Source organism: Mycolicibacter sp. MU0083 (assembly GCF_963378075.1).
In the GTDB taxonomy this organism is placed as follows: domain Bacteria; phylum Actinomycetota; class Actinomycetes; order Mycobacteriales; family Mycobacteriaceae; genus Mycobacterium; species Mycobacterium kokjensenii.
Map to the genome: position 1 here is coordinate 1,438,197 of NZ_OY726394.1, position 20,111 is coordinate 1,458,307.

Sequence of the window (20,111 nt, forward strand, 5' to 3'; positions counted from 1 at the left end):
ATGACGTCGTCGCCGGCAATCCGCTACCTGTTCCGCTTCCTGGCGGTGACCTATCTGGGGCTGCTGTTGATCGTCCCGGTGTCGTTGATCCTGTGGCGCAGTTTCGAGCCGGGTCTGGGACAGTTCTTCGCCTATATCTCCACCCCGGCGGCGATCTCGGCACTGCAGTTGTCGCTGCTGGTGGTCGCGATCGTGGTTCCGCTCAACGTCGTCTTCGGTATCCCCACGGCGTTGGTGCTGGCCCGCAGCAAGTTTCGCGGCAAGGGTGTGCTGCAGGCGGTCATCGATCTGCCGTTCGCGGTCTCGCCCGTGATCGTCGGTGTGGCGCTGATCGTGCTGTGGGGGTCGGCCGGACTGCTGGGCTTCGTGGAGAACGACTGGGGCATCAAGATCATCTTCGGACTGCCCGGGATCGTCTTGGCCAGCATCTTCGTCACCCTGCCCTTCGTGATCAGGGAAGTCGAACCGGTGCTGCACGAACTGGGCACTGACATGGAGGAAGCGGCGGCGACGCTGGGTTCCAACGCCTGGCAGACGTTCTGGCGGATCACGCTGCCCTCCATTCGCTGGGGGCTGACCTACGGGATCGTGCTGACCGTGGCCCGGACCCTGGGTGAGTACGGGGCGGTGCTGATCGTGTCGTCCAATCTGCCCGGCAAGTCGCAGACGCTGACGCTGCTGGTGTCCGACCGCTACAACCGCGGTGCCGAATACGGCGCCTACGCCTTGTCCACATTGCTGATGTCGGTATCGGTGCTGGTTCTGATCGTTCAGGTGGTGCTCGATATGCGGCGGGCCGGAAAGGGAGACAAATGAGCAACGCAATCTCGGTGCGCGGAGCGAACAAGCGTTACGGCGACTTCGTCGCACTGGACAACGTCGACTTCGAGGTGCCCGCCGGTTCGCTGACGGCGCTGCTGGGACCCAGTGGTTCGGGGAAGTCGACGTTGCTGCGCGCGATCGCCGGCCTGGACCACCCGGACAGCGGCACCGTCACCATCAACGGCGTCGACGTCACCGGCATCTCGCCGCAGCGCCGGGGCATCGGGTTCGTCTTCCAGCACTACGCGGCGTTCAAGCACATGACGGTCCGCGACAACGTGGCGTTCGGGTTGAAGATCCGCAAGCGGCCCAAGGCTGAAATCAAGGAGAAGGTCGACAACCTGCTGGAAGTGGTGGGGCTCAGCGGTTTTCAGACGCGTTACCCGAACCAGCTCTCCGGCGGCCAGCGTCAGCGGATGGCGCTGGCGCGAGCGTTGGCGGTGGACCCCAAGGTGCTGCTGCTCGACGAGCCGTTCGGCGCGCTGGACGCCAAGGTCCGTGAAGACCTTCGGGCCTGGCTGCGTCGCCTGCACGACGAGGTGCACGTCACCACCGTGCTGGTCACCCACGACCAGGCCGAGGCCCTCGACGTCGCCGACCGCATCGCCGTGCTCAACCAGGGGCGCATCGAGCAGTTGGGCACCCCGACCGAGGTCTACGACGCCCCGGCGAACGCGTTCGTGATGTCGTTCCTGGGGGCGGTCTCCTCACTCAACGGCGCCCTGGTCCGCCCGCATGACATCCGGGTCGGACGCACCCCCGACATGGCGGTCGCCGCGGCCGACGGCGCCGACGCGGTCGGCGTGGTCCGTGCCGTCGTCGAGCGGGTGGTAGCGCTCGGTTTCGAGGTCCGGGTCGAGCTGACCGACGCCGCCACCAAGGTGCCGTTCATCGCGCAGATCACCCGCGGCGACGCCGAAGCGCTCAAGCTGGCCGAGGGTGACACCGTCTACGTGCGAGCCACCCGGGTGCCGCCGCTGGCGGACGTGGAGCCGGCGCCGGCCTAGAGATCTGCTCGCGAGATCGGCTTCACGCAGGATTGGTTCGAGTAGCGCGCCGCGTCAGCGGGATCTCGCGGTCGGTCAGGCGGCGGCGATCCGGGCGGCGGCGAGTGCCGCTTCCACCCGGTCGAGCACCGTCGCCGCCACCAACCGGTGCGCGCCCAGCGGTTCGGCCATCGCGATGCCGTTCCGAGCCGCGTAGCCGGCGATACCGTCGGTGATCCGGCCGTGCGCCAGGAACCACGGGGCGATCATCAGCCGGGTCGCGCCGCGCGCACGCAGACGGTCGACGGCTTCCGGTAGCGACGGCTGCGGTCCCTGGGTGGCGAACGCGACTTCCACGCCCGCCCAACGTGTTCCGTGGGACAGCGGGGCCGCGATCCGTGCGGTACGGGCATTGGCCGCGGCGTGCGAGGAACCCACCGCCGCCACCACCACGCCGAGTTCGGGGTCGAACCGCGACGCACCGGCGGCCGTCAGGCGCTCGCCGAGCACCTGCACCAGCCGGTCGTCCTCGCCGAGCGTGGGGGCAATCTGCACCGCGGCGCCGGACTCGGCGATCACCGCCGGGATGTCGACCCTCGCGTGGTAGGCGCTGGCCAGCAGGAACGGGACGACCACGGCGTCGTCACCGACGTCGCGAAGCACGTCGCGCAGGTTCGGGGTGCTGTGTTCGCAGAACGCCACCCACACGTCGTACTCCGGTGCCACCCGACGCAGATGTCCCGCGATCGCGTGCGTGTTGGCGGCCGAACGCGGATCCCGGCTGCCGTGCGCGGTCAGCACCAGGGTGGTGGTCACGAGGCGTGCAGCCCGCATTCGGTCTTGGCCAGGCCGGCCCAGCGTCCACTGCGCGGGTCGGCGCCCTCCGCCGGCTTCGCCGTGCACGGCGCGCAACCGATGGACGGGTACCCCTCGTCGACCAGCGGGTTGACCAGCACGTTGTTGTCGGCGATGTAGGCGTTGAACTCGTCGTCGCTCCACGCCGCGATCGGGTTGACCTTCACCAGCCCGAACTGCTCGTCGAAGCTGATCAACGGAGCGTTGGCGCGGGTCGGCGCCTCCACCCGACGCAACCCGGTCACCCATGCCGAATAACCGCGCAGCGTGCGGGCCAGGGGCTCGACCTTGCGCAGTTTGCAGCACAGGGCCGCATTGGAGGAGAACAGGTCCTTGCCGTGGGCGGCGTCCTGCTGGGCCACGGTCTGCTCCGGGGCGACGTTGACCAACTGGATGTCATACATCGCCTCGACCGCGTCGCGGGTACCGATGGTCTCGGCGAAGTGGTAACCGGTGTCGAGGAACAGCACCGGCACCCCGGCGCGGACCTTGGCCGCCAAGTCCACCAGCACCGCGTCTGCCATGTTGGAGGCCACCACGTAGTTGCAGGTGGCACCGCCGCGCGGGCCGTTGACCCCGCCGAAGTGCTCGTTCGTCCACTCCAGCAGTTCGGTGGCGCCGGCCCCGTCGAGCTCGGCCGCCCCCTGGGCGGCCAGTGCCCGCAGCTCGTCTTCGCTGTGGGCCCTCATCGCAGGTCGTCCTCCTCGGCCCGCACCGCCCACTGCGCAAAACGCTCACCGGCGTTGCGCTGCTTGATGAAGTTGCGCACCACCCGCTCGATGTAGTCGCCCAGTTCGGCGCTGTACACCTTGTGCTGGCGTAGTTTGCGGCCGAACCCGCTGTCGGCGCCGAGGCTGCCGCCGAGGAGCACCTGGAAGCCGGGGACCGAATTGCCGTTGCCGTCGTCGACCATCTGGCCCTTGAACCCGAGGTCGGCCACCTGAATGCGGGCGCAGGAGTTGGGGCACCCGTTGATGTTGACCGTGACCGGCACGTCCAGCAGCGCGTTGAGGTCGTCGAGGCGCTGCTCGAGTTCGGGGACCAGGCTCTGTGCGCGCACCCGGGTCTCGACGAACGACAGCTTGCAGTACTCCAGCCCGGTGCAGGCCATCAGGTTGCGCCGCCACGGCGACGGGTTGGCCGGCAGGCCCAGTGCGTCCAGCTCGGCGAGCAGTCCGTCGAGCTTCTCGTCGGGCACGTCGAGGATGACCAGCTTCTGGTAGGGGGTGAAGCGGGCCCGGTCCGAGCCCACCTGCTCCATCAGCTCGGCGACCTTGAGCAGAATCTCACCGTTGACCCGACCGGAGATCGGGGCCACCCCGACCGCGTTGTGGCCGTTGCGGGTCTTCTGCACCCCGACGTGATCGATGGTGGCGGTGGGCTGCGCCGGCGCCGGTCCGTCGATCAGCGGGCGCTTGAGGTATTCGGTCTCGAGGACTTCGCGGAACTTCTCCGGCCCCCAGTCCTTGACCAGGAATTTCAGCCGGGCCTTGGACCGCAGCCGGCGGTAACCGTAGTCCCGGAACAGCGCGGTGACCGCTTCCCAGACGTCGGGCACCTCGTCCAGCGGCACCCAGGCGCCGAGGCGCTGGGCCAGCATCGGGTTGGTGGACAGCCCGCCGCCGACCCACAGGTCCAGGCCCGGGCCGTGCTCGGGGTGGTTGACGCCGACGAACGAGACGTCGTTGATCTCGTGCGCCACGTCGGGCAGGCCCGAGACCGCGGTCTTGAACTTGCGCGGCAGGTTGGCGTACTCGGGGTTGCCGATGTAGCGGCGGACGATCTCGTCCAGGGCGGGGGACGGGTCGAGCACCTCGTCGAGGGACTCGCCGGCCAGCGGTGAACCGAGCATGCCGCGCGGGCAGTCGCCGCAGGCCTCGGTGGTCTGCAGGCCGACCGCATCCAGGCGGTCCCAGATCTCGGGAACCTTCTCGATCTCGATCCAGTGGTACTGCAGGTTGTTGCGGTCGGAGATGTCGGCGGTGTTGCGCGCGAAGTCGACCGAGATCTGACCGAGGGTCCGCATCGCCTCCGCGGACAGCGGCTTGCCGTCGCAGCGCACCCGCATCATGAAGTACTTGGCTTCCAGCAGGTCGGCGTTCTCGTCGCCGGTGAAGGTGCCGTCGTAGCCCTGCTCGCGCTGGGTGTAGAGGCCCATCCAGCGGAAACGGCCGCGCAGGTCGTCCTTGGCGATCGAGTCGAAGCCCTGCTTGGAATAGACGTCGACGATGCGGGCCCGCACGTTGAGGGCCGGGTCCTCTTGCTTGAACTGCTCGTTGTGGTTGACCGGTTCGGTCTCACCGAGCGCCCACTGGGCTTCGCTGCGCTTGGGCTTGGCTTTGGCCGGCGGAGCAGTCGGGGTGGCGGTCATCGATTCTCCTTTGTAAAAGGAGCTGGCGGGATTGCGCGCAGTTCACCGGCGACTGTCCGGCGACGCAGATCCGGCGGCCAGCTGGAAAATACAGGTGGGCGGTCCTACGACATCAAGGCAGACAGCGACAGCTGCAAACACGCTTGAGATCGATATGCCGCCGGGCCACCAGGGCAACCCCGGATGCGGTGCAGTAGGCGGCGGTCACACCGGCGATTATGCCATGGATACCGAAAATCTTCCCTACCGGCGCAAAGTTGTGATCAGCGTGAGCAAAACTCATCTGGGGCCCGACTGCCGCGGCGGTCGGACCGGGGGAACGGAACGGAACGGCTCGGGGCGGTGCGCCTGACGGCGGGCCACCGTCAACGAAAAGCCGATCGGAAGGCGGGTGGGACAGATGAGTGTCGTCGACTTCGGGTGGGAACCGGTGTGGGAACCACCGCCGGTGACCGATCCGCCACGGCGGGCCAACGGTCGTGCCACGTTGCGGCGCTGGCTGGGGATCACGACGCTGATCGCCCTCGTGAGCGGCGGCGGGTGGCTGGCGGTCGGGCACTATCAGACCCATCTCGCCGGTGAGCAGGCGCTGGCCGTCGCCGAGGCATATGTGTTGCGGCTGAGCAACATCGACGCCGACGACATCGATCGCGACTTCGCGCAGATCTCCGACGGCGCGACCGGCCAGCTTCGGACGATGAACACCCGCGCCGGGGTGAAGCTGCGTCGGCAACTGATCGACAATCGGGTGACCGCGCGCGGCGACATCGCCGAAGCGGTGGTGAAGTCCGCCGGCCGCGACCACGCGGTGATCGTGCTGCTGGTCAACCAGGCCGTGCGTAATGCGGACAACCCCGAACCCGTGCTCGATCGCAGCCGGATCCGGTTGACGATGGACAAGGTCGACGGGCGTTGGCTGGCGAGCAAGGTGGAGTTGGTATGAGGAAATTCACAGCGGTGGCGACCGGTGTCCTGCTGATCGGCGCCGCCCATTCGGCCGGTGATGCCTATGCCGACCGCATCGACTGGGACGCCATCGCCTCCTGCGAGTCCGGGGGAGACTGGTCGGCCGATACCGGTAACGGGGCGTACGGCGGATTGGGGATCAGCGCCGAGGACTGGCGCGCCAACGGCGGGGACGGGTTGCCCTCGCAGGCCACCCAGCAGCAACAGATCGCGGTGGCCAACCGCATCCTGGCCAATCGGGGACCGGGTGCGTGGTCGGCGTGTGCGGCCCGCGGCGTCGGGTCCGACTCGGCGCCGATCGGTTCGCTGACGCACTACGTCACCGAGCTCTACGACAACGCCGAGAGACCCGTCGCGCAGGCCGACTGAACCGCGGACGCACGGCGCGGATCGCACCGCCGTGGGATGATCGGGCCCCATGACCCCCACCCCCACTGCGGTAGCACTGCCCCCGGTGGGGCCGTCGCGGCCCGGCCAGGACGCCCCGTTCGGGGTGTATGTGCACGTGCCGTTCTGTTTCGCCCGGTGCGGCTACTGCGACTTCAACACCTACACCCCGGCGGAATTGGGCGGCGTGAACCCGGACGCCTGGGTGGCCGCATTGGCCGGGGAACTGGAATTGGCCGCCGCCCGGCTGGGCGGTCCGCGGGCCGACACGGTCTTCGTGGGCGGCGGGACGCCGTCACTGTTGGGCGCGGCGAGGCTGGTCCGGGTGCTGGACCTGGTGCGCCGGCACTTCGGCCTGGCCGACGACGCCGAAGTGACCACCGAAGCCAATCCGGAGTCGACGTCGCCGGAGTTCTTCGAGGCGATCCGGGCGGCCGGCTACACCCGGGTGTCGCTGGGTATGCAGTCGGTGTCGCCGCGGGTGCTGGCCGCCCTGGACCGCATCCACTCACCGGGCCGGCCGGTGGCCGCCGCCCGTGAAGCGCGGGCCGCGGGCTTCGAGCACCTCAACATCGACCTGATCTACGGCACCCCCGGTGAGACCGACGACGACCTCGTGCGTTCGGTCGACGCCGCGCTGGAGGCCGGCGCAGACCACGTCTCGGCCTACAGCTTGATCGTGGAGGACGGCACCGCGCTGGCCCGCCGGGTACGGCGCGGTGAACTGCCCTCGCCCGACGGCGATGTGCTGGCGCACCGCTACGAATTGGTCGACGCTCGGCTGCGGGCGGCCGGGATGGACTGGTACGAGGTCTCCAATTGGAGTCGTCCCGGTGCCGCCTGCCGACACAACCTGGGTTACTGGAACGGTGGCCGGTGGTGGGGTGCAGGGCCGGGCGCACACAGTTACGACGGCGCGCTGCGGTGGTGGAATGTCAAGCACCCCAACACCTATGCGCAGCTGATCGCCGACGGTTCCTTGCCGGTCGCGGGTTTCGAGGAGTTGTCCGCCGCCGATCGGCACACCGAGGACGTCATGCTGCGGCTGCGGACCCGCGAGGGGCTGGCGTCGGCGGTGCTGGATCCCGGTGAACGGGCGCGCGCCGAGGTGGCCGTCGGCGACGGGCTGCTGAGCAGCGACGGCGAGCGGCTGGTCCTGACCGATCGTGGCCGGCTGCTCGCCGATGCGGTGGTGCGGTCGCTGCTGGGTTAGCCGCTGAACCAGCCGCGCGCGCCGTCCCAGCTGCCGCAGATGCCGTGGAAGCAGCCGTGCCCGTAGCCGCCCTGGCCGGGAACGAAGCCGCCGCAGCCCTGCCAACCGGCGTCGCGGCCGCAGCCGCCTCCGCCCCCGTTGCCGTCCGGGCCACCGGCGCCGTGCGGCTGGGCGACGGCGGAACTGCCCCCCGAACCGGTCATCAGCATCACGCCTGTCGGGGCCGCCGCGATCACCGTTGCGGCCGTCGCTACGAACATCGATCCCACGAACTTGCGAATACTTAGCATCTCTCTATATTCCGTGCGGGTGCTGCCGTTGCCAACGGTTGTGTGCGGACCGATACCGAATCGTGAACGCCGGTTACGTATCACTGGGCGCGGGTCCCCGTCGGTGACCGCATGGTCGGATCTGCCAGAAGCTCGGGTGCCGTCCCTGATCGCCCACCGTGGAATTCGGCGGGCACACCCCGCTGTTGGGATACCCTTGCGGGTATAACGAGTTGCGTGGGGAGAGGACCTGAGGTGGTTGGTGACGACGAGAACGTCAAAGCGATACTGAACCGGCTGCGCCGTGCCCAAGGCCAGCTTGCCGGTGTGATCGCGATGATCGAAAGCGGCCGGGACTGCAGGGAGGTCGTCACCCAGCTCGCCGCGGTCTCGCGCGCGTTGGATCGGGCAGGCTTCAAGATCGTCGCCAGTGGGCTTCGCGAATGCCTGAGCGCCGGATCCGAGGGCGGAAAAGCCCCGTTCACCGAGGAAGAACTGGAAAAACTGTTCCTCGCCCTGGCCTAAGCAGCTCCGTCCGCCGCGGCATCGAATGATGCGGCATGGCTGACGCCGGCGCTTCATCGAAGAGCGGACCGGGTCAGCCGAGCAGTTCGAGGATCTTCTTCGTCACCGCGGCGGCCGTCGGATGCTCCCACAGCAGCGTCGGCGACAGCGTCCGTCCGATCTGCTTTTCCAGTCGTCGTCGCACGGCCACGGTCATGATCGAGTCGACGCCCATTTCGACCAGCGGGAGGTGGGGGTCGATGCCGTCCTCGGGTAGACCGAGTTGGCTCGCGACTGCCGTACGCACCCGGTCCGCCACCCAGTCGGACGCCTCGATGGGGTCCTCGGGCAAGCCCGTCAGCACCGGATCGAGCGAATCGACGACGTCGGATTCCTCGGGTGCGATGTCGGCCAGCATCGCCACCGATGCTGCGACCGGAGTGACCGGCAGCACCACCGAGTTGGCCTGGTCATCGCGCATCGCCAGGTCCAGTGCCCACATCGCATCGTCGGCGCTGATGGTTCGCATGCCCATGGACTCCAGCTGCGCGGCGACGAATCCGGAGGTGGATCCCATGCCCAGACCACGCCACGCCGTCCACGCGACACTGATGGTTCGGTCGCCGCGGGCGCGTCGTTGCCGGGCGAACGCATCGAGATACGCGTTTCCGCAGGCGTACGCGCCCTGCCCCGGAAAACCGGTGAGATAACCACAGGAGGAGAACAACACCATCCAGTCCAGCGTGCCCGGCGGGAACACCTCGTCGAGGATCCGCGCGCCGGCGACCTTCGCGTGCATGGCGGCCTTGACCTGAGCAAGCGTTGTCTCGGTGAGCAGTGCACCGGTTTCGATACCGGCGGCATGCACCACCCCGAGCACCGGCGGCAGGTCCTGCAATGCGAATCGCAGGGCGTCTGCAGCTCCGGGAGCGCCGACATCGATGGCGGCCCCGCGGACATACACGCCACGTTCCTCGAGCGATCGGACGGTTTGCGCAACCTCGTGGTCGGTTGTGGAATCCGCTGTTGCCCGGTCCGGAATGCCCGAGCGTGACACGAGCACCAGGCGCCGGGCACCGAGATCGACCAACCGGTGTGCCATCTGCCGTCCGAGCGCGCCGGTACCCCCCGTGATGAGGTACGTACCTCCCGGCGAACACCGCATCGGTTCACCGACGCACGGAGCCGTGGCCAGACGCGCTGTGTAAGCGATGCCCTCGCGTACCACGACGACCCCGTGTCCCGCCAGGGAGCCGAGGACGGGCACGGGCAGGCTCGGCGGTTCGGACCGCTCAGCGGAAACGTCGAGGACACCGCCCCAGAGCTGCGGGTGCTCGGCGGCGGCCACGCGGGAGATTCCCCACAGCGGCGCCTGCTCGATGTCGGAGCCTTCGTGAACGTTGCGGGTGAGCGCCCACAGTCGCGTGCCCGAGTTCTGTCCCGCCAGGTACTGCAGCGTTCGCAAGACCAAGTCGATGGATACGTCGGCGTCATCCTGCGGTTCCGTCAACACCAGGACGACGGTTCCGGAACCCAGTCGCACGTCGCTCGACGGCAGCTCTGCCGGGTCCGCGACGCTGTGGGTGGGCACACCGGCAGCGGCCAGGTCGCGGGTACACCATGCCCGTGTCTCGTCGGTGCCGCCGATCAGGGTGACGTCGGTGGGGCGATCGGCGTCGGTCCACGGTGTCGGGTGCCACGCCAATCGGTGGACCAAGGCGGATTCACGTTCTCCGGACCGCTCAAGATCTTCGAAGCCCAAGCCGGTCATCGAGGCCAGGACGGTACCGGCGAGATCGGTGATCACCACATCGGTGATCACGTCTGCTGCGCGCCGTCGCACGTACAGCAGTGCCTGACTGCAAGGTGGGCCGTGCACGGCTACCCGCTCGATACGTGCCGGCATCTTCAGCCGTCCCGCGTCGCTGAACAGGACCGAAGCCGTCGATGTTGCGGCATCGAGGAGTCCAGCCCAGGTCGACGGCACCGATCCGTCCGGCTCCGCATTGACCTGCGCCAGCAATTCCCCTTCCCCACAACGCAGTTCCAGGATCTGCCACTCGAATCCCATGGCGGCGACCCCGAGCGATTCCAGAGTATCGGTGACGTGAGTCGAGGGCAGTACCTCCGTGCAGCGTTGCTGCACGGTCGGCAGTGCGAAGACCGGCACGGCGGTGTCGTCGTCGACGTCGGCCACCGCGGTGCAATGGGTCAGCCAACCACCCTCGGTAGCCGCGTCATCGGACTCCACGATCCGCGAGGACAGGCTCAGGGCGTGTTCCTGCAGTACCACTTGGAGTTGGCGGGTTCGTCCCGGCGCGACCGGCGTACGCAATCGCACGTCTGCCAGGGCTGTCGTCGCGGCGGTCAACATCGTGTTCAACAGCACCGCGGCGGGCACGATCTCGGTGCCCTGCACCGGATGGTCGCCCGGATAGGGCCGGTTGGACATGGTCAGCTCGGTCTGCCACATGCGGGTCGGAACGGCGCTGGTGATATCCACCCGGCCACCCAGCAGGGTGTGGGTGTCGACGTCGTGAATCCCACCGCCGATGGGGGGCGGAGTGGGAGTGCGCCAAAAACGTTGATGCTGCCATCGGGTGACGGGCAGGTCATCGGCCCACGGCGAATCAGCGCGGACACCGTGCGGGAACGGCGCCCCGTGGCAGTACAGCGCTGCCAGCGCATGGGTGATCGCCCGCCGCTGTGGCTGCTGACGCCGCAAGGTCGGGACCACCCCGTACTCGTCGATCCCGGTGTGTAGCAACGTTTCCGCAATCGAGTGTGAGACCACCGGATGGGCCGATACCTCGAGGAAGAGTCGGTGCCCGTCCTGCGTCGCGGCGGTAACGGCCTCGGCGAAACGCACTTGCCCGCGCAGGTTGGCTACCCAGTAGCGCGAGTCGCGGGGCGCCGGCGAGCGAGGATCGGCCAGGGCGGTCGAGTAGAGCGGCACGGAGGGTTCGCCCGCCGGGGGGAGATCCGCGGTCAGGCGGGCGAGCTGGGAGGTGAGGCCATCCATCTGCGGGCTGTGGAACGCCACATCGGTGTTTACCCGACGCACCGAGATGCCGTCGTCCGGCCAGCGTTGCTGGAGCTGCTCGATGGCCTCGACGGTTCCGGAGACCACCGTCGATTCCGGTGCGGAGCTGATCGCCGCGACCACGTCGTCGCGCTGGCAGAGCCGTTGTTGTGCGTCCTCGAACGATAGCCCCACCAGCGCCATCGCTCCCTGACCGGCGACACCGCGGAAACCGCGCGCCCGATAACATGCGACTTTGGCGCCGTGCACCAGGTCGAAGACACCGGCCGCCACACACGCGGCGACCTCGCCGACCGAATGACCGATGATGGCGGCGGGAGTGATGCCGCGCTCGGTCAACAATGCGGCGATCCCGGCCTGAATGGCGAAGGTCAATGCCTGCACCCGGTCGGTGGTGCCCAGTGCCCCGGTGCTCAGCGCCTCGCGGGCGGAGAACCCCAACTCGGCTTGAAACACCGGATCGATCTCGTCGATGACTGCCGCGAAGGCGGGCTCGCTTGCCAATAGTTCGCTGCCCATGCCCTCCCAGTGCGATCCGTGGCCGGAGAAGACCCAGACGGCGCCCGCCGATGCGCCGGGCACGACCGTGCCGGTGGCCACGTCAGGTTGCTGCTCGTCGTTCGCCAGCGAATCCAGACCGGCCACCAGTTCGTCGCAGCTGTCGGCGAGCACGGCCGCGCGGATCCGTTCGTGCGAGCGCCGCGTCCACAGTGTCGCCGCCACCTGAGCGACGGAGTAGTCGCGGCCACGGAGGTGGCCGGCCAATGCGTCGGCCTGCCTGCTGAGTCGGGGACGCGAGCGGGCGGAGACCGGAACGACGATCGGCGGGGCCGAGGGTGGTTCCGCGGCCGGCCCGCGGTACTCGGCGGGGCGCAGCGGTGCCTCTTCGAGCACGAGGTGGGCGATGGAGCCGCCGTAACCGTAACTGCAGACCGCTGCGCGACGTGGCCTGTCCTGCCGTCTCGGCCAGGCCTCGGTTTCGGTGGGGACCCGCAGGCCGCTGGCTGCCCAGTCGATGGCGGTCGTGAGTTTGCTGATCCCAGCGGTCGGCGGGATGGCCTCTCGGTGCAGTGCCAGCGCCGCCTTGATGAGACCGACGACGCCCGCCCCGCCCTCGAGGTGCCCGGTATTGGGCTTGACCGATCCAACGAGGCACGGTGCGTTCGAGGGCCGTCCGGCGCCGTATACCGCCGCAAGCGCGGCCAGTTCAACCCGGTCACCGACCGGTGTGCCGGTCCCGTGCGCCTCGACGAAGTCGATGCTGGCGGGTTCGATCTCGGCGGATTCACAGACCAGCCGGAAGAGTTCTTCCTGGGCCGCACCGTTGGGCGACATGATGCCCGGCGTGTTGCCGTCATGCGCGACGGCGCCACCGCGTACCACGGCCAGTACCGGGTTGCCGTCCCGCCTGGCGTCGTCGAGACGCTTGAGCGCCACCACCGCGGCCCCTTCACCGCGACCGTAGCCGTCGGCGGCCATGTCGAAGGTTTTGGACCGGCCGTCGGGTGCGGTGGCTCCGGCCTGATCGAGTACGCGGGTCAAGCCGGGCCCGATGAGCGCGCTCACGCCGCCCGCCAGCGCCAGTGACGTCTCGCCGGTGCGCAGTTGCTGACACGCCTGGTGGACTGCCACCAGCGACGCCGCGCACGCCGCATCGAGGGCGACACTGGGGCCGCGAAGATCAAGCAGGTGTGAGACCCGGTTGGCCACTCCGCAGAGCGCCGTGCCGATTCCCGTCCAGGCCTCGATACCGGGCAGGTCTTCCATGATCAACTTGCCGTAATCGTCGGCGTTGACCCCCATCAGCACCGCGGTATCGCTGCCCGCCAGCGATCGGGGTGCGATCCCGGCGTGTTCGAGGGCTTCCCAGCACACTTCGACGGCGAGCCGTTGCTGCGGATCCATCAGTTCGGCCTCACGCGGTGAGACGCCGAAGAACTCGGCGTCGAAGCCGGCCAGATCGGCTAAGAAGCTGCCCCAGGGGGTGGTGTCGCGCAGTACCGCGGCGTTGCGTGGATCCCGCCGAAGATACGGCTCCCAGCGCTCGTGGGGCACCTGCCGCACCGCACTGCGACCGTCGAGCAGAAACTCCCAGAAGTCCGTCGGTGTGGTGACATCGCCGGCCAGGCGGCATCCGATGCCGACGATGGCGATGGGCTCGACCGGATCGTGCGGGGGGACGGGCGGTGTCGTCATCGACTGCCTACCTGCGCGATGATCTGTTTCTTGTCGATTTTTCCGACGGCGGTGATGGGCAGCGACGGCATCGCAACGAGCATGTCCGGGCGCGAATGGGCGGAGACGCCACGCTCGTCCAGGTGCCGGTTGAGTTCGGCGAGGTCGATCTGCTTGCCCTTGAAAGTCACTGCAGCGCAGATTTTTTCGCCCAGGAAATCATCCGGTAGCGCGATCGCTGCGGCTGCCGAGACCGCCGGGTGGGTCAGGATGTGCTCCTCGATGTCGGACGCCGAAACAGTCTCGCCGCCGCGGTGAATCACGTCTTTGATCCGCCCGGTGACTTCGATGTTGCCGGCGAGCGGACCGTCGGGGAAGATCCGCACCTGGTCTCCGGTCCGGAAGAATCCGTCGGGGCTGAACGACCGCGCATTGGCCTGATCGGCCCGGTAGTAGCCGTTGAGCGTGTACGGTCCGCGGACCAGCAGTTCGCCTTCATCGCCGGGGGCGACATCGTTACCGTCGGTGTCGACGACGCGCAGTTCGTCGTGCGGTGACATCGGCCGGCCCTGGGTCTGCTCGACAACCTCAACGGGATCGCCGGGGCGGGTGAAGTTCAGCATCCCCTCGGCCATGCCGAAAATCTGTTGCAGTCCCGGCCCCAGGGTCTCGCGCAGGTAGCGGGCTTCGTCGGGGGCCATCCGGGATCCGCCCACCTGCAGCAATCGCAGCGATGTCGGCGGGTTCGGCTCCCAATCGCAGGCCTGCGCCCACAGTTTCGCCAGCGCGTTGACCAACGCGGTCGCGGTCACCCCGTGCCGGTGGATCAGCGCGAAGGCGGCTTCAGGGCTGGGGTCGGCGGTGAACACGGTGGCGGCGCCCACCGTCATAGCGCCCAACATGCCCGGGCAGCCCAGCGGAAAATTGTGGCCGGCGGGCAATGCCACCAGGTAGACGTCGTCGCCCGTCAGTTCGCACGCCTGCGCGCACGCGGTCACGTTGTAGACATAGTCGTCGTGGGTGCGCGGAATGAGTTTGGGCATTCCGGTCGTGCCGCCCGACACCAGCAGCAGAGCGGGTGCGGTGGTATCGACGTCGCCGCGCGCTACGGACGGACCCGTGCCCTGGGCGACCACCGACCATGCGGTGAAGGGGCCGGGATCGCCATCGACGATGACATGGCGCAGTCGCGGGCGGCCGTCGGTGATTCGTGCGGCGAGTTCGCGATAGTCGAACCCGCCTGCACGGTCGGGGATGATCAGTGCCACGGCATCACTTACATCGGCGAAGTGGCCGAGCTCGGCGGCCCGGTGACCCGGCAAGCACATCACCGGGACGGCGCCGGCCCGCAGCACGCCGAAGAACGCCAGCGCGAACTGCGTCGAGTTCGGCAGCTGAACCAGCACGCGGTCGCCGGCCGCGATGCCGAGATGTGCCAGGCCCGCCGCGTAGCGGTCGGCCGCGGAATCGAGTTCGGCGAAGGTGTAGCTGCGGTCGGCGTCGATGGCCCCGGGCCGCTGCGGCCACCGGTTCGCCGCGGCGGTGAGGATCGAGTCCACGGTGTTGCCGACCCAGTAGCCTGCTCGTCGATACTCCACGGCACGGTCGGAGGGAAACGGTACGAAGCCGGTCATGAGCCCGCCGTGTTCAGGCCGGAGTGCAGCACTCATGCAGTCGAACCGCCCCTCGGTCAATCGTGGTGATGTGCGACCGACCCCCATGAGGTAGCCTTCGCAAAGTTAGGCCATCCTATACTAACTAATTCGAGGGGAGCCGCGTCGTGCACGGTAGGGCGCTACCTTCACCGTCCGTCCATGACGAGGTCGCAGAACTGCTCGGCGTGGACGCGGGCAGCATCGATCCGGCGCAGGATCTGATCGCCTCGGGGCTGGATTCGATTCGGATGATGGCGCTGTCGGGTCGGTGGCGCAAACGGGGGATCGACATCGATTTCGCGACGTTGGCGGCCCAGCCCACGATTGCGGCGTGGTCGGAACTGGTGGCCGACGGCGCCGGTGCCGATGACGCCGGGCCCGACGGCGGTTCGTCGGTCACGGATTCCGGTGACCCCACCGCGCCGTTTCCGCTCGCGCCGCTGCAGCGCGCCTACTGGGTGGGCCGAAACCATCAGCAGCAACTCGGCGGCGTCGCCGCGCATCTCTACGTCGAATTCGACGGCGTCGGCGTCGATCCCGAGCGGCTGGCCGCGGCGGCCGCCGAACTGGCCGTCCGACACCCGATGCTGCGGGTCGAGATCCTGGCGGACGGCACCCAGCGCATCGGAGACCGCGGCCTTCCGGTCAAGATCATCGACCTGCGCGACTTGGATGCCGAGGCCGTCGAGCGGCGATTGCTCGCTACGCGCGAAGCCAAGTCTCACCAGTTGCTCGACGGCGAGGTACTCGAGCTGAGCCTGTCGCTGCTGCCGGGCGGGCGAACCCGACTGCATGTCGATCTGGACATGCAGGCGGGCGATGCGGTGAGCTATCGCAGATTCATGTCCGATCTCGCCGTGCTGTACGACGGTGGGAAGCCGCCCGAACTGGACTACACCTATCGGGAGTACCGTGCCGCCATGACCGCGGTGGAGGCCGCGCGGTCGTCCGCCGACCAGCAATGGTGGAGCGAACGGATCCCGACCTTGCCCGAATCGCCCTGCCTGCCGCTCGTCCCGACGGCCGAGCAGGCCGATCCGCGACGGAGCGTCCGGCGGTGGCACTGGTTCGACGCGCCGGCGCGCGAGGCCCTGTTCGCCGCGGCCCGCAGGCACGGCGTCACACCGGCGATGGCATTCGCGGCGTCCTACGCCGGGGCATTGGCCCGGTGGTCCACCAGCCGTCGGTTCTTGCTCAACGTGCCGATGTTCGGACGCGAGCCGTTCCATCCGCAGGTGGACATGCTGGTCGGCGACTTCACGTCGTCGGTGATGCTCGACGTCGACCTGACCCGGGCGAACACCCCGTTGTCGCGGGCGCTCGCGGTGCAGGAGGCTCTGCATGCCAGTGCACGCCACCGCGGCTACTCCGGATTGTCGGTGCTGCGCGATCTGAGTCGCCACCGCGGTGTCCAGACGTTGGCGCCGTTCGTGTTCACCAGCGGACTCGGATTAGGGGATCTGTTCGGCGGCAAGGTAACCGAACAGTTCGGCGCACCGGTGTGGACAATCTCCCAAGGGCCGCAGGTACTGCTGGATGCTCAGGTGACACCGCTCGACGGCGGCCTGTTGGTGAACTGGGATGTCCGAGAAGACGCGTTCCGGCCCGGGGTGGCCGAGGCGATGTTCGACTACCACCTCGACGAACTGCGCCGACTTGCCGACCCCGCTGCCTGGACGGTGCCCGATTCGCCGGATGCACCCGAATCTCAGCGTGTGGTGCGGGCGGCGGTGAACAGCACGGCCGCCGACCCCAGCGGTGAGGCACTGCACACCGGGTTCTTTCGGCAGGCTGAGCTGCAACCGGATGCTCCCGCGGTGTATGCCGGTCGCGAAGTCGTGAGCTACCGGCAGTTGCGTGATCAGGCACTGGGGGTGGCGGCCGCGCTGCGCGACGAGGGCGTTCAGGCCGGTGACACGGTAGCGGTGATGGGGCCGAAGAACGCCGAGCAGCTACCGGCGGTGCTGGGTGTTCTCGCCGCGGGCGCGGTGTACCTGCCCATCGGTGCCGATCAGCCACGTGAGCGGGCGGAGGCGTTACTGGGGACGGGCTCGGTTCGGGTCGCGCTGCTCTCCGGCGAGCAGCAGGCGCCCGCATCGGTGCCCGCGCTGCGCCTTGCCGAAGTGCTATCCCGCCCGGCCGTTCGGGATGAATCGGTCGCGGTGGCAAGCGATCCCGACGCCCCGGCCTATGTTCTGTTCACGTCGGGCTCCACCGGCGAACCCAAGGGCGTGGAGCTGACGCACGACGCCGTGATGAACACCGTCGAGTTCTTCATCCGGCGCTTCGAGATCGGGTCGACCGATCGCTGGCTGTCGTTGGCGACATTGGAGACCGACATGTCGATCCCCGACGTCTTTGTCAGCCTACGTACGGGCGGCGCGGTCGTGGTGGTCGACGAAGACCAGCGTCGTGACCCCGACGCCTGGGCCCGCCTGATCGATGAGCACCGGGTGACTGCCCTCAACTTCATGCCGGGATGGCTCGAAATGCTGCTTGCGGTCGGCGATGGCCGGCTGGCGTCGTTGCGGGCAGTGGCGGTCGGCGGAGATTGGGTGCGACCGGAGCTGGTCCGCCGACTGCGCGGGTACGCACCCCAAGTCCGCTTCGCCGGCCTGGGCGGTGCCACCGAAACAGCAGTGCACGCAACTATTTTCGAGGTCACCGCGGGGCTGCCGAAGAACTGCAGCGCGGTGCCGTACGGCGTGCCGCTGCCGAATATGGCCTGCCGGGTGGTCGGTGACGACGGCAGCGATTGCCCCGACTGGGTGATCGGCGAACTCTGGATCACCGGACGCGGCATCGCCCGCGGCTACCGTGGCCGTCCCGACCTCACCGCGGAGCGCTTCGTCGAGTACCCGCTGGACGGGGTACCGCGTACCTGGTACCGGACCGGAGACCTCGCCCGGTATTGGCCGGACGGCACGCTGGAGTTCGTCGGCCGCGCCGATCACCGCGTCAAGATCAGCGGCTACCGCGTCGAGCTCGGGGAGGTCGAGACCGCACTGGGCGCAATCGCGGGCGTCCATGCCGCGGTGGCCGCGGTGCTGCCCGGCCCGGCGGGTTCGGACGGCTTGGCGGCGCTGGTCCGGGTGGGTGATGATTCGGGTTTGACGGCGGGGCGGATTCGCGACGCTCTCATCGATCTCGTTCCCGCGCATATGATTCCGCGTTGGATCGCGGTGGTGGATGGGGTGCCGTTCAACGATGCGGGCAAGATCGACCGCGCGGCCGTCGCAAGTCTGCTTGCCGACGAGATCGGGCGATCCGGCGGTACACCGGGAATTCTTGCCTCGCCGCGGTCGGCATTGGAGCGGGCGCTGTGTCAAATCGTCGCGGGCGTTCTGGGCCGAGACGGCGACACCGTGGGCGTCCACGACGACTTCTTCTCGCTCGGCGGTGATTCGGTCCTCGCGACGAAGGTCGTGGCCGAGATCCGGGTATGGCTCGACGCGCCACGGATCATGGTGTCGGACATGTTCGCGGCCCGGACGGTCGCCGCGCTGGGCGAGGTGCTCACCAGCCGTGAAACCGACGCCGGCCGAATGGAGTCGGTCGCCGAGATGTACGTCGAGGTTGCGGAGATGTCGGAGGCCGATGTCATGTCGGCCCTCGATGCGGGCCCGGCGAGCGAGTAATGCCGCGGGGCTCAGCGAGTGGCGATCGTCGAACGGTTCGCTAACCGCTTTGATGGCCAATGGCGCGATCGACCATAGGCAATGAACGGGCCGGGCTCGGGTAGCAAGCTACCCGAGCCCGGCATCCGCACTGCGCGAGCGTGCGTGCTTGTGCGGTAAACATCGGCGTGTTTAGGGCAGACACGCACGCTCGCGCAGGAGGTGGTACCTGCGCGAGCGCGCAGGAGGTGGTGCGACTAGAACAGGTCGGCCAGAGCGAGCGCGTCGCCCGGGTCAACATCCGGAACATCCGGAGTGTCCGGCACGTCCGGCACGTCCGGAACCTCGACCTCGACCGGCAGGGTCAGGGTCAGCGCCTCGGCGATCCGGCTGGGCAGCACGTCGAGGAAGTAGGAGAACGTGCCCTGCTCGGTCAGCAGACCCCACCACTGACCGGTGTTCTCGCCGGTCTCGGAGTCCCAGGTGATGTAACCGTTGAGCAGTGCGTCGAACGGGTCCTGCGCCTCGTGCTCGATGCCCTCGGGCACGCCGCTCAGGTTCTCCGACAGCGCGAAAGCGAAGCCGGTGAGCGGTTCCATCAGGTACTTGGCGGTGGACTTCCAGAAGCTGAAGTCGCCGAAGAGTTCCTGCAGGTTGGCCATGACGTGGGTCATGTGGGCACCGATGCCCATCACGCCGGGCACCTCGAAGTCCTCACCGCGCGGAGTGTGGTCGAACAGCGGCTGGAAGATGTTGTTCATGTTGAACAGCCAGTCGTTGTTGATCAGGTTCCAGGCCTCGGTGAGGTCACCGCTCTGAAGTGCTTCGAAGACCTGCGGGAGCATTTCTTCCAGGCCCAGGACCCGGCCGCCGCCGGACCACATGATCTCCAGGCCGTCCTTGAGCCCTTCGAGGCTGTTGTTGGTGACGTCGCTGTAGTAGCTGCCGAGTTCGCCCAGCGCGGTGAAGACCGGGTTCGGACCCGAGAGCAGGTCCATGATGTAGTCCATGTTCTCGGCCGTGGTGGCGGTGAGCTGTACCGCAGGCTGCTGGGTGACCGCGGGGGCCAGCGGGGCCACCGGGCTGACGGCGAGCATTCCGGCACCGGCCAGCGCGACGCCGGCGGCCAGGAGTCCCGCGGCGCGCGGGGTGGATTCGGTGCCGCGGTCGGTTGACCCCTCGGCAAGTGAGAGCTGCATTGCTTCTCCTTATCGTGACCTCAATTGTTATGAGGTTCCTGTTATGTAC

General features: G+C 68.3%; 14 protein-coding genes. 7 read left to right on the forward strand and 7 right to left on the reverse strand.

Going from position 1 to position 20,111, the window contains the following annotated elements:
• Both cysW and RCP38_RS06720 read left to right on the forward strand, forming a co-directional pair.
• Positions 1-816, forward strand: a complete 816-nt coding sequence (gene cysW / locus RCP38_RS06715) for a sulfate ABC transporter permease subunit CysW (protein WP_308476342.1) — start codon at positions 1-3, stop codon at positions 814-816.
• Entirely contained in the window at positions 813-1,829 is a 1,017-nt protein-coding gene (locus RCP38_RS06720; protein WP_308476343.1) for a sulfate/molybdate ABC transporter ATP-binding protein, read from the forward strand. The genes cysW and RCP38_RS06720 overlap by 4 nt, the downstream gene beginning before the upstream one ends.
• A 75-nt stretch (positions 1,830-1,904) precedes the next feature.
• Here RCP38_RS06720 and RCP38_RS06725 read toward each other — a convergent pair whose 3' ends face one another.
• From RCP38_RS06725 to RCP38_RS06735, 3 genes are read right to left on the reverse strand one after another with little or no spacing between them, the layout of a single operon-like run.
• Complete coding sequence (locus RCP38_RS06725; protein WP_308476344.1) at positions 1,905-2,642, reverse strand: sirohydrochlorin chelatase; 738 nt, start codon at positions 2,640-2,642, stop codon at positions 1,905-1,907.
• The gene (locus RCP38_RS06730) at positions 2,621-3,352 is read right to left on the reverse strand and encodes a phosphoadenylyl-sulfate reductase (protein ID WP_308476345.1); all 732 of its coding nucleotides are present in this window, start codon (positions 3,350-3,352) and stop codon (positions 2,621-2,623) included. Before RCP38_RS06730 ends, RCP38_RS06725 begins: the two co-directional genes overlap by 22 nt.
• On the reverse strand, positions 3,349-5,034 hold the full coding sequence (locus RCP38_RS06735; protein ID WP_308476346.1) for a nitrite/sulfite reductase: 1,686 nt from the start codon (positions 5,032-5,034) through the stop codon (positions 3,349-3,351). The genes RCP38_RS06730 and RCP38_RS06735 overlap by 4 nt, the downstream gene beginning before the upstream one ends.
• Before the next feature lie 400 nt (positions 5,035-5,434).
• Between RCP38_RS06735 and RCP38_RS06740 the strand changes: the two genes are divergently transcribed.
• Genes RCP38_RS06740 through hemW form a run of 3 tightly spaced genes read left to right on the forward strand, consistent with a single transcriptional unit; the run spans position 5,435 to position 7,600 of the window.
• Complete coding sequence (locus RCP38_RS06740) at positions 5,435-5,977, forward strand: hypothetical protein (protein ID WP_308476347.1); 543 nt, start codon at positions 5,435-5,437, stop codon at positions 5,975-5,977.
• On the forward strand, positions 5,974-6,369 hold the full coding sequence (locus RCP38_RS06745) for a transglycosylase family protein (RefSeq protein WP_308476348.1): 396 nt from the start codon (positions 5,974-5,976) through the stop codon (positions 6,367-6,369). Before RCP38_RS06740 ends, RCP38_RS06745 begins: the two co-directional genes overlap by 4 nt.
• Before the next feature lie 49 nt (positions 6,370-6,418).
• Positions 6,419-7,600: a radical SAM family heme chaperone HemW gene (gene hemW, locus RCP38_RS06750; protein ID WP_308476349.1), complete on the forward strand. Its 1,182-nt coding sequence runs from the start codon at positions 6,419-6,421 to the stop codon at positions 7,598-7,600.
• Here hemW and RCP38_RS06755 read toward each other — a convergent pair.
• The gene (locus tag RCP38_RS06755) at positions 7,597-7,860 is read right to left on the reverse strand and encodes a hypothetical protein (protein WP_373692456.1); all 264 of its coding nucleotides are present in this window, start codon (positions 7,858-7,860) and stop codon (positions 7,597-7,599) included. The genes hemW and RCP38_RS06755 overlap by 4 nt on opposite strands.
• A gap of 264 nt (positions 7,861-8,124) precedes the next feature.
• Here RCP38_RS06755 and RCP38_RS06760 point away from each other — a divergent pair, with 264 nt between their 5' ends.
• Entirely contained in the window at positions 8,125-8,394 is a 270-nt protein-coding gene (locus RCP38_RS06760) for a metal-sensitive transcriptional regulator (RefSeq protein WP_308476351.1), read from the forward strand.
• Positions 8,395-8,467: 73 nt separating this feature from the next.
• On the opposite strand, the gene RCP38_RS06765 is transcribed toward RCP38_RS06760, so the two are convergent.
• Both RCP38_RS06765 and RCP38_RS06770 read right to left on the reverse strand, forming a co-directional pair.
• The gene (locus RCP38_RS06765; RefSeq protein WP_308476352.1) at positions 8,468-13,612 is read right to left on the reverse strand and encodes a type I polyketide synthase; all 5,145 of its coding nucleotides are present in this window, start codon (positions 13,610-13,612) and stop codon (positions 8,468-8,470) included.
• Positions 13,609-15,261 (reverse strand): (2,3-dihydroxybenzoyl)adenylate synthase, encoded by a 1,653-nt coding sequence (locus RCP38_RS06770; RefSeq protein WP_308476353.1) that lies wholly within the window; start codon positions 15,259-15,261, stop codon positions 13,609-13,611. Before RCP38_RS06770 ends, RCP38_RS06765 begins: the two co-directional genes overlap by 4 nt.
• A gap of 110 nt (positions 15,262-15,371) precedes the next feature.
• On the opposite strand from RCP38_RS06770, the gene RCP38_RS06775 reads away from it, so the two are divergent.
• Positions 15,372-18,884, forward strand: a complete 3,513-nt coding sequence (locus tag RCP38_RS06775) for a non-ribosomal peptide synthetase (RefSeq protein ID WP_308476354.1) — start codon at positions 15,372-15,374, stop codon at positions 18,882-18,884.
• Positions 18,885-19,120: 236 nt separating this feature from the next.
• Here the strand turns inward: RCP38_RS06775 and RCP38_RS06780 are convergent, their stop codons facing one another.
• Complete coding sequence (locus RCP38_RS06780; RefSeq protein ID WP_308476355.1) at positions 19,121-20,062, reverse strand: hypothetical protein; 942 nt, start codon at positions 20,060-20,062, stop codon at positions 19,121-19,123.
• Positions 20,063-20,111 lie beyond the last annotated feature (49 nt).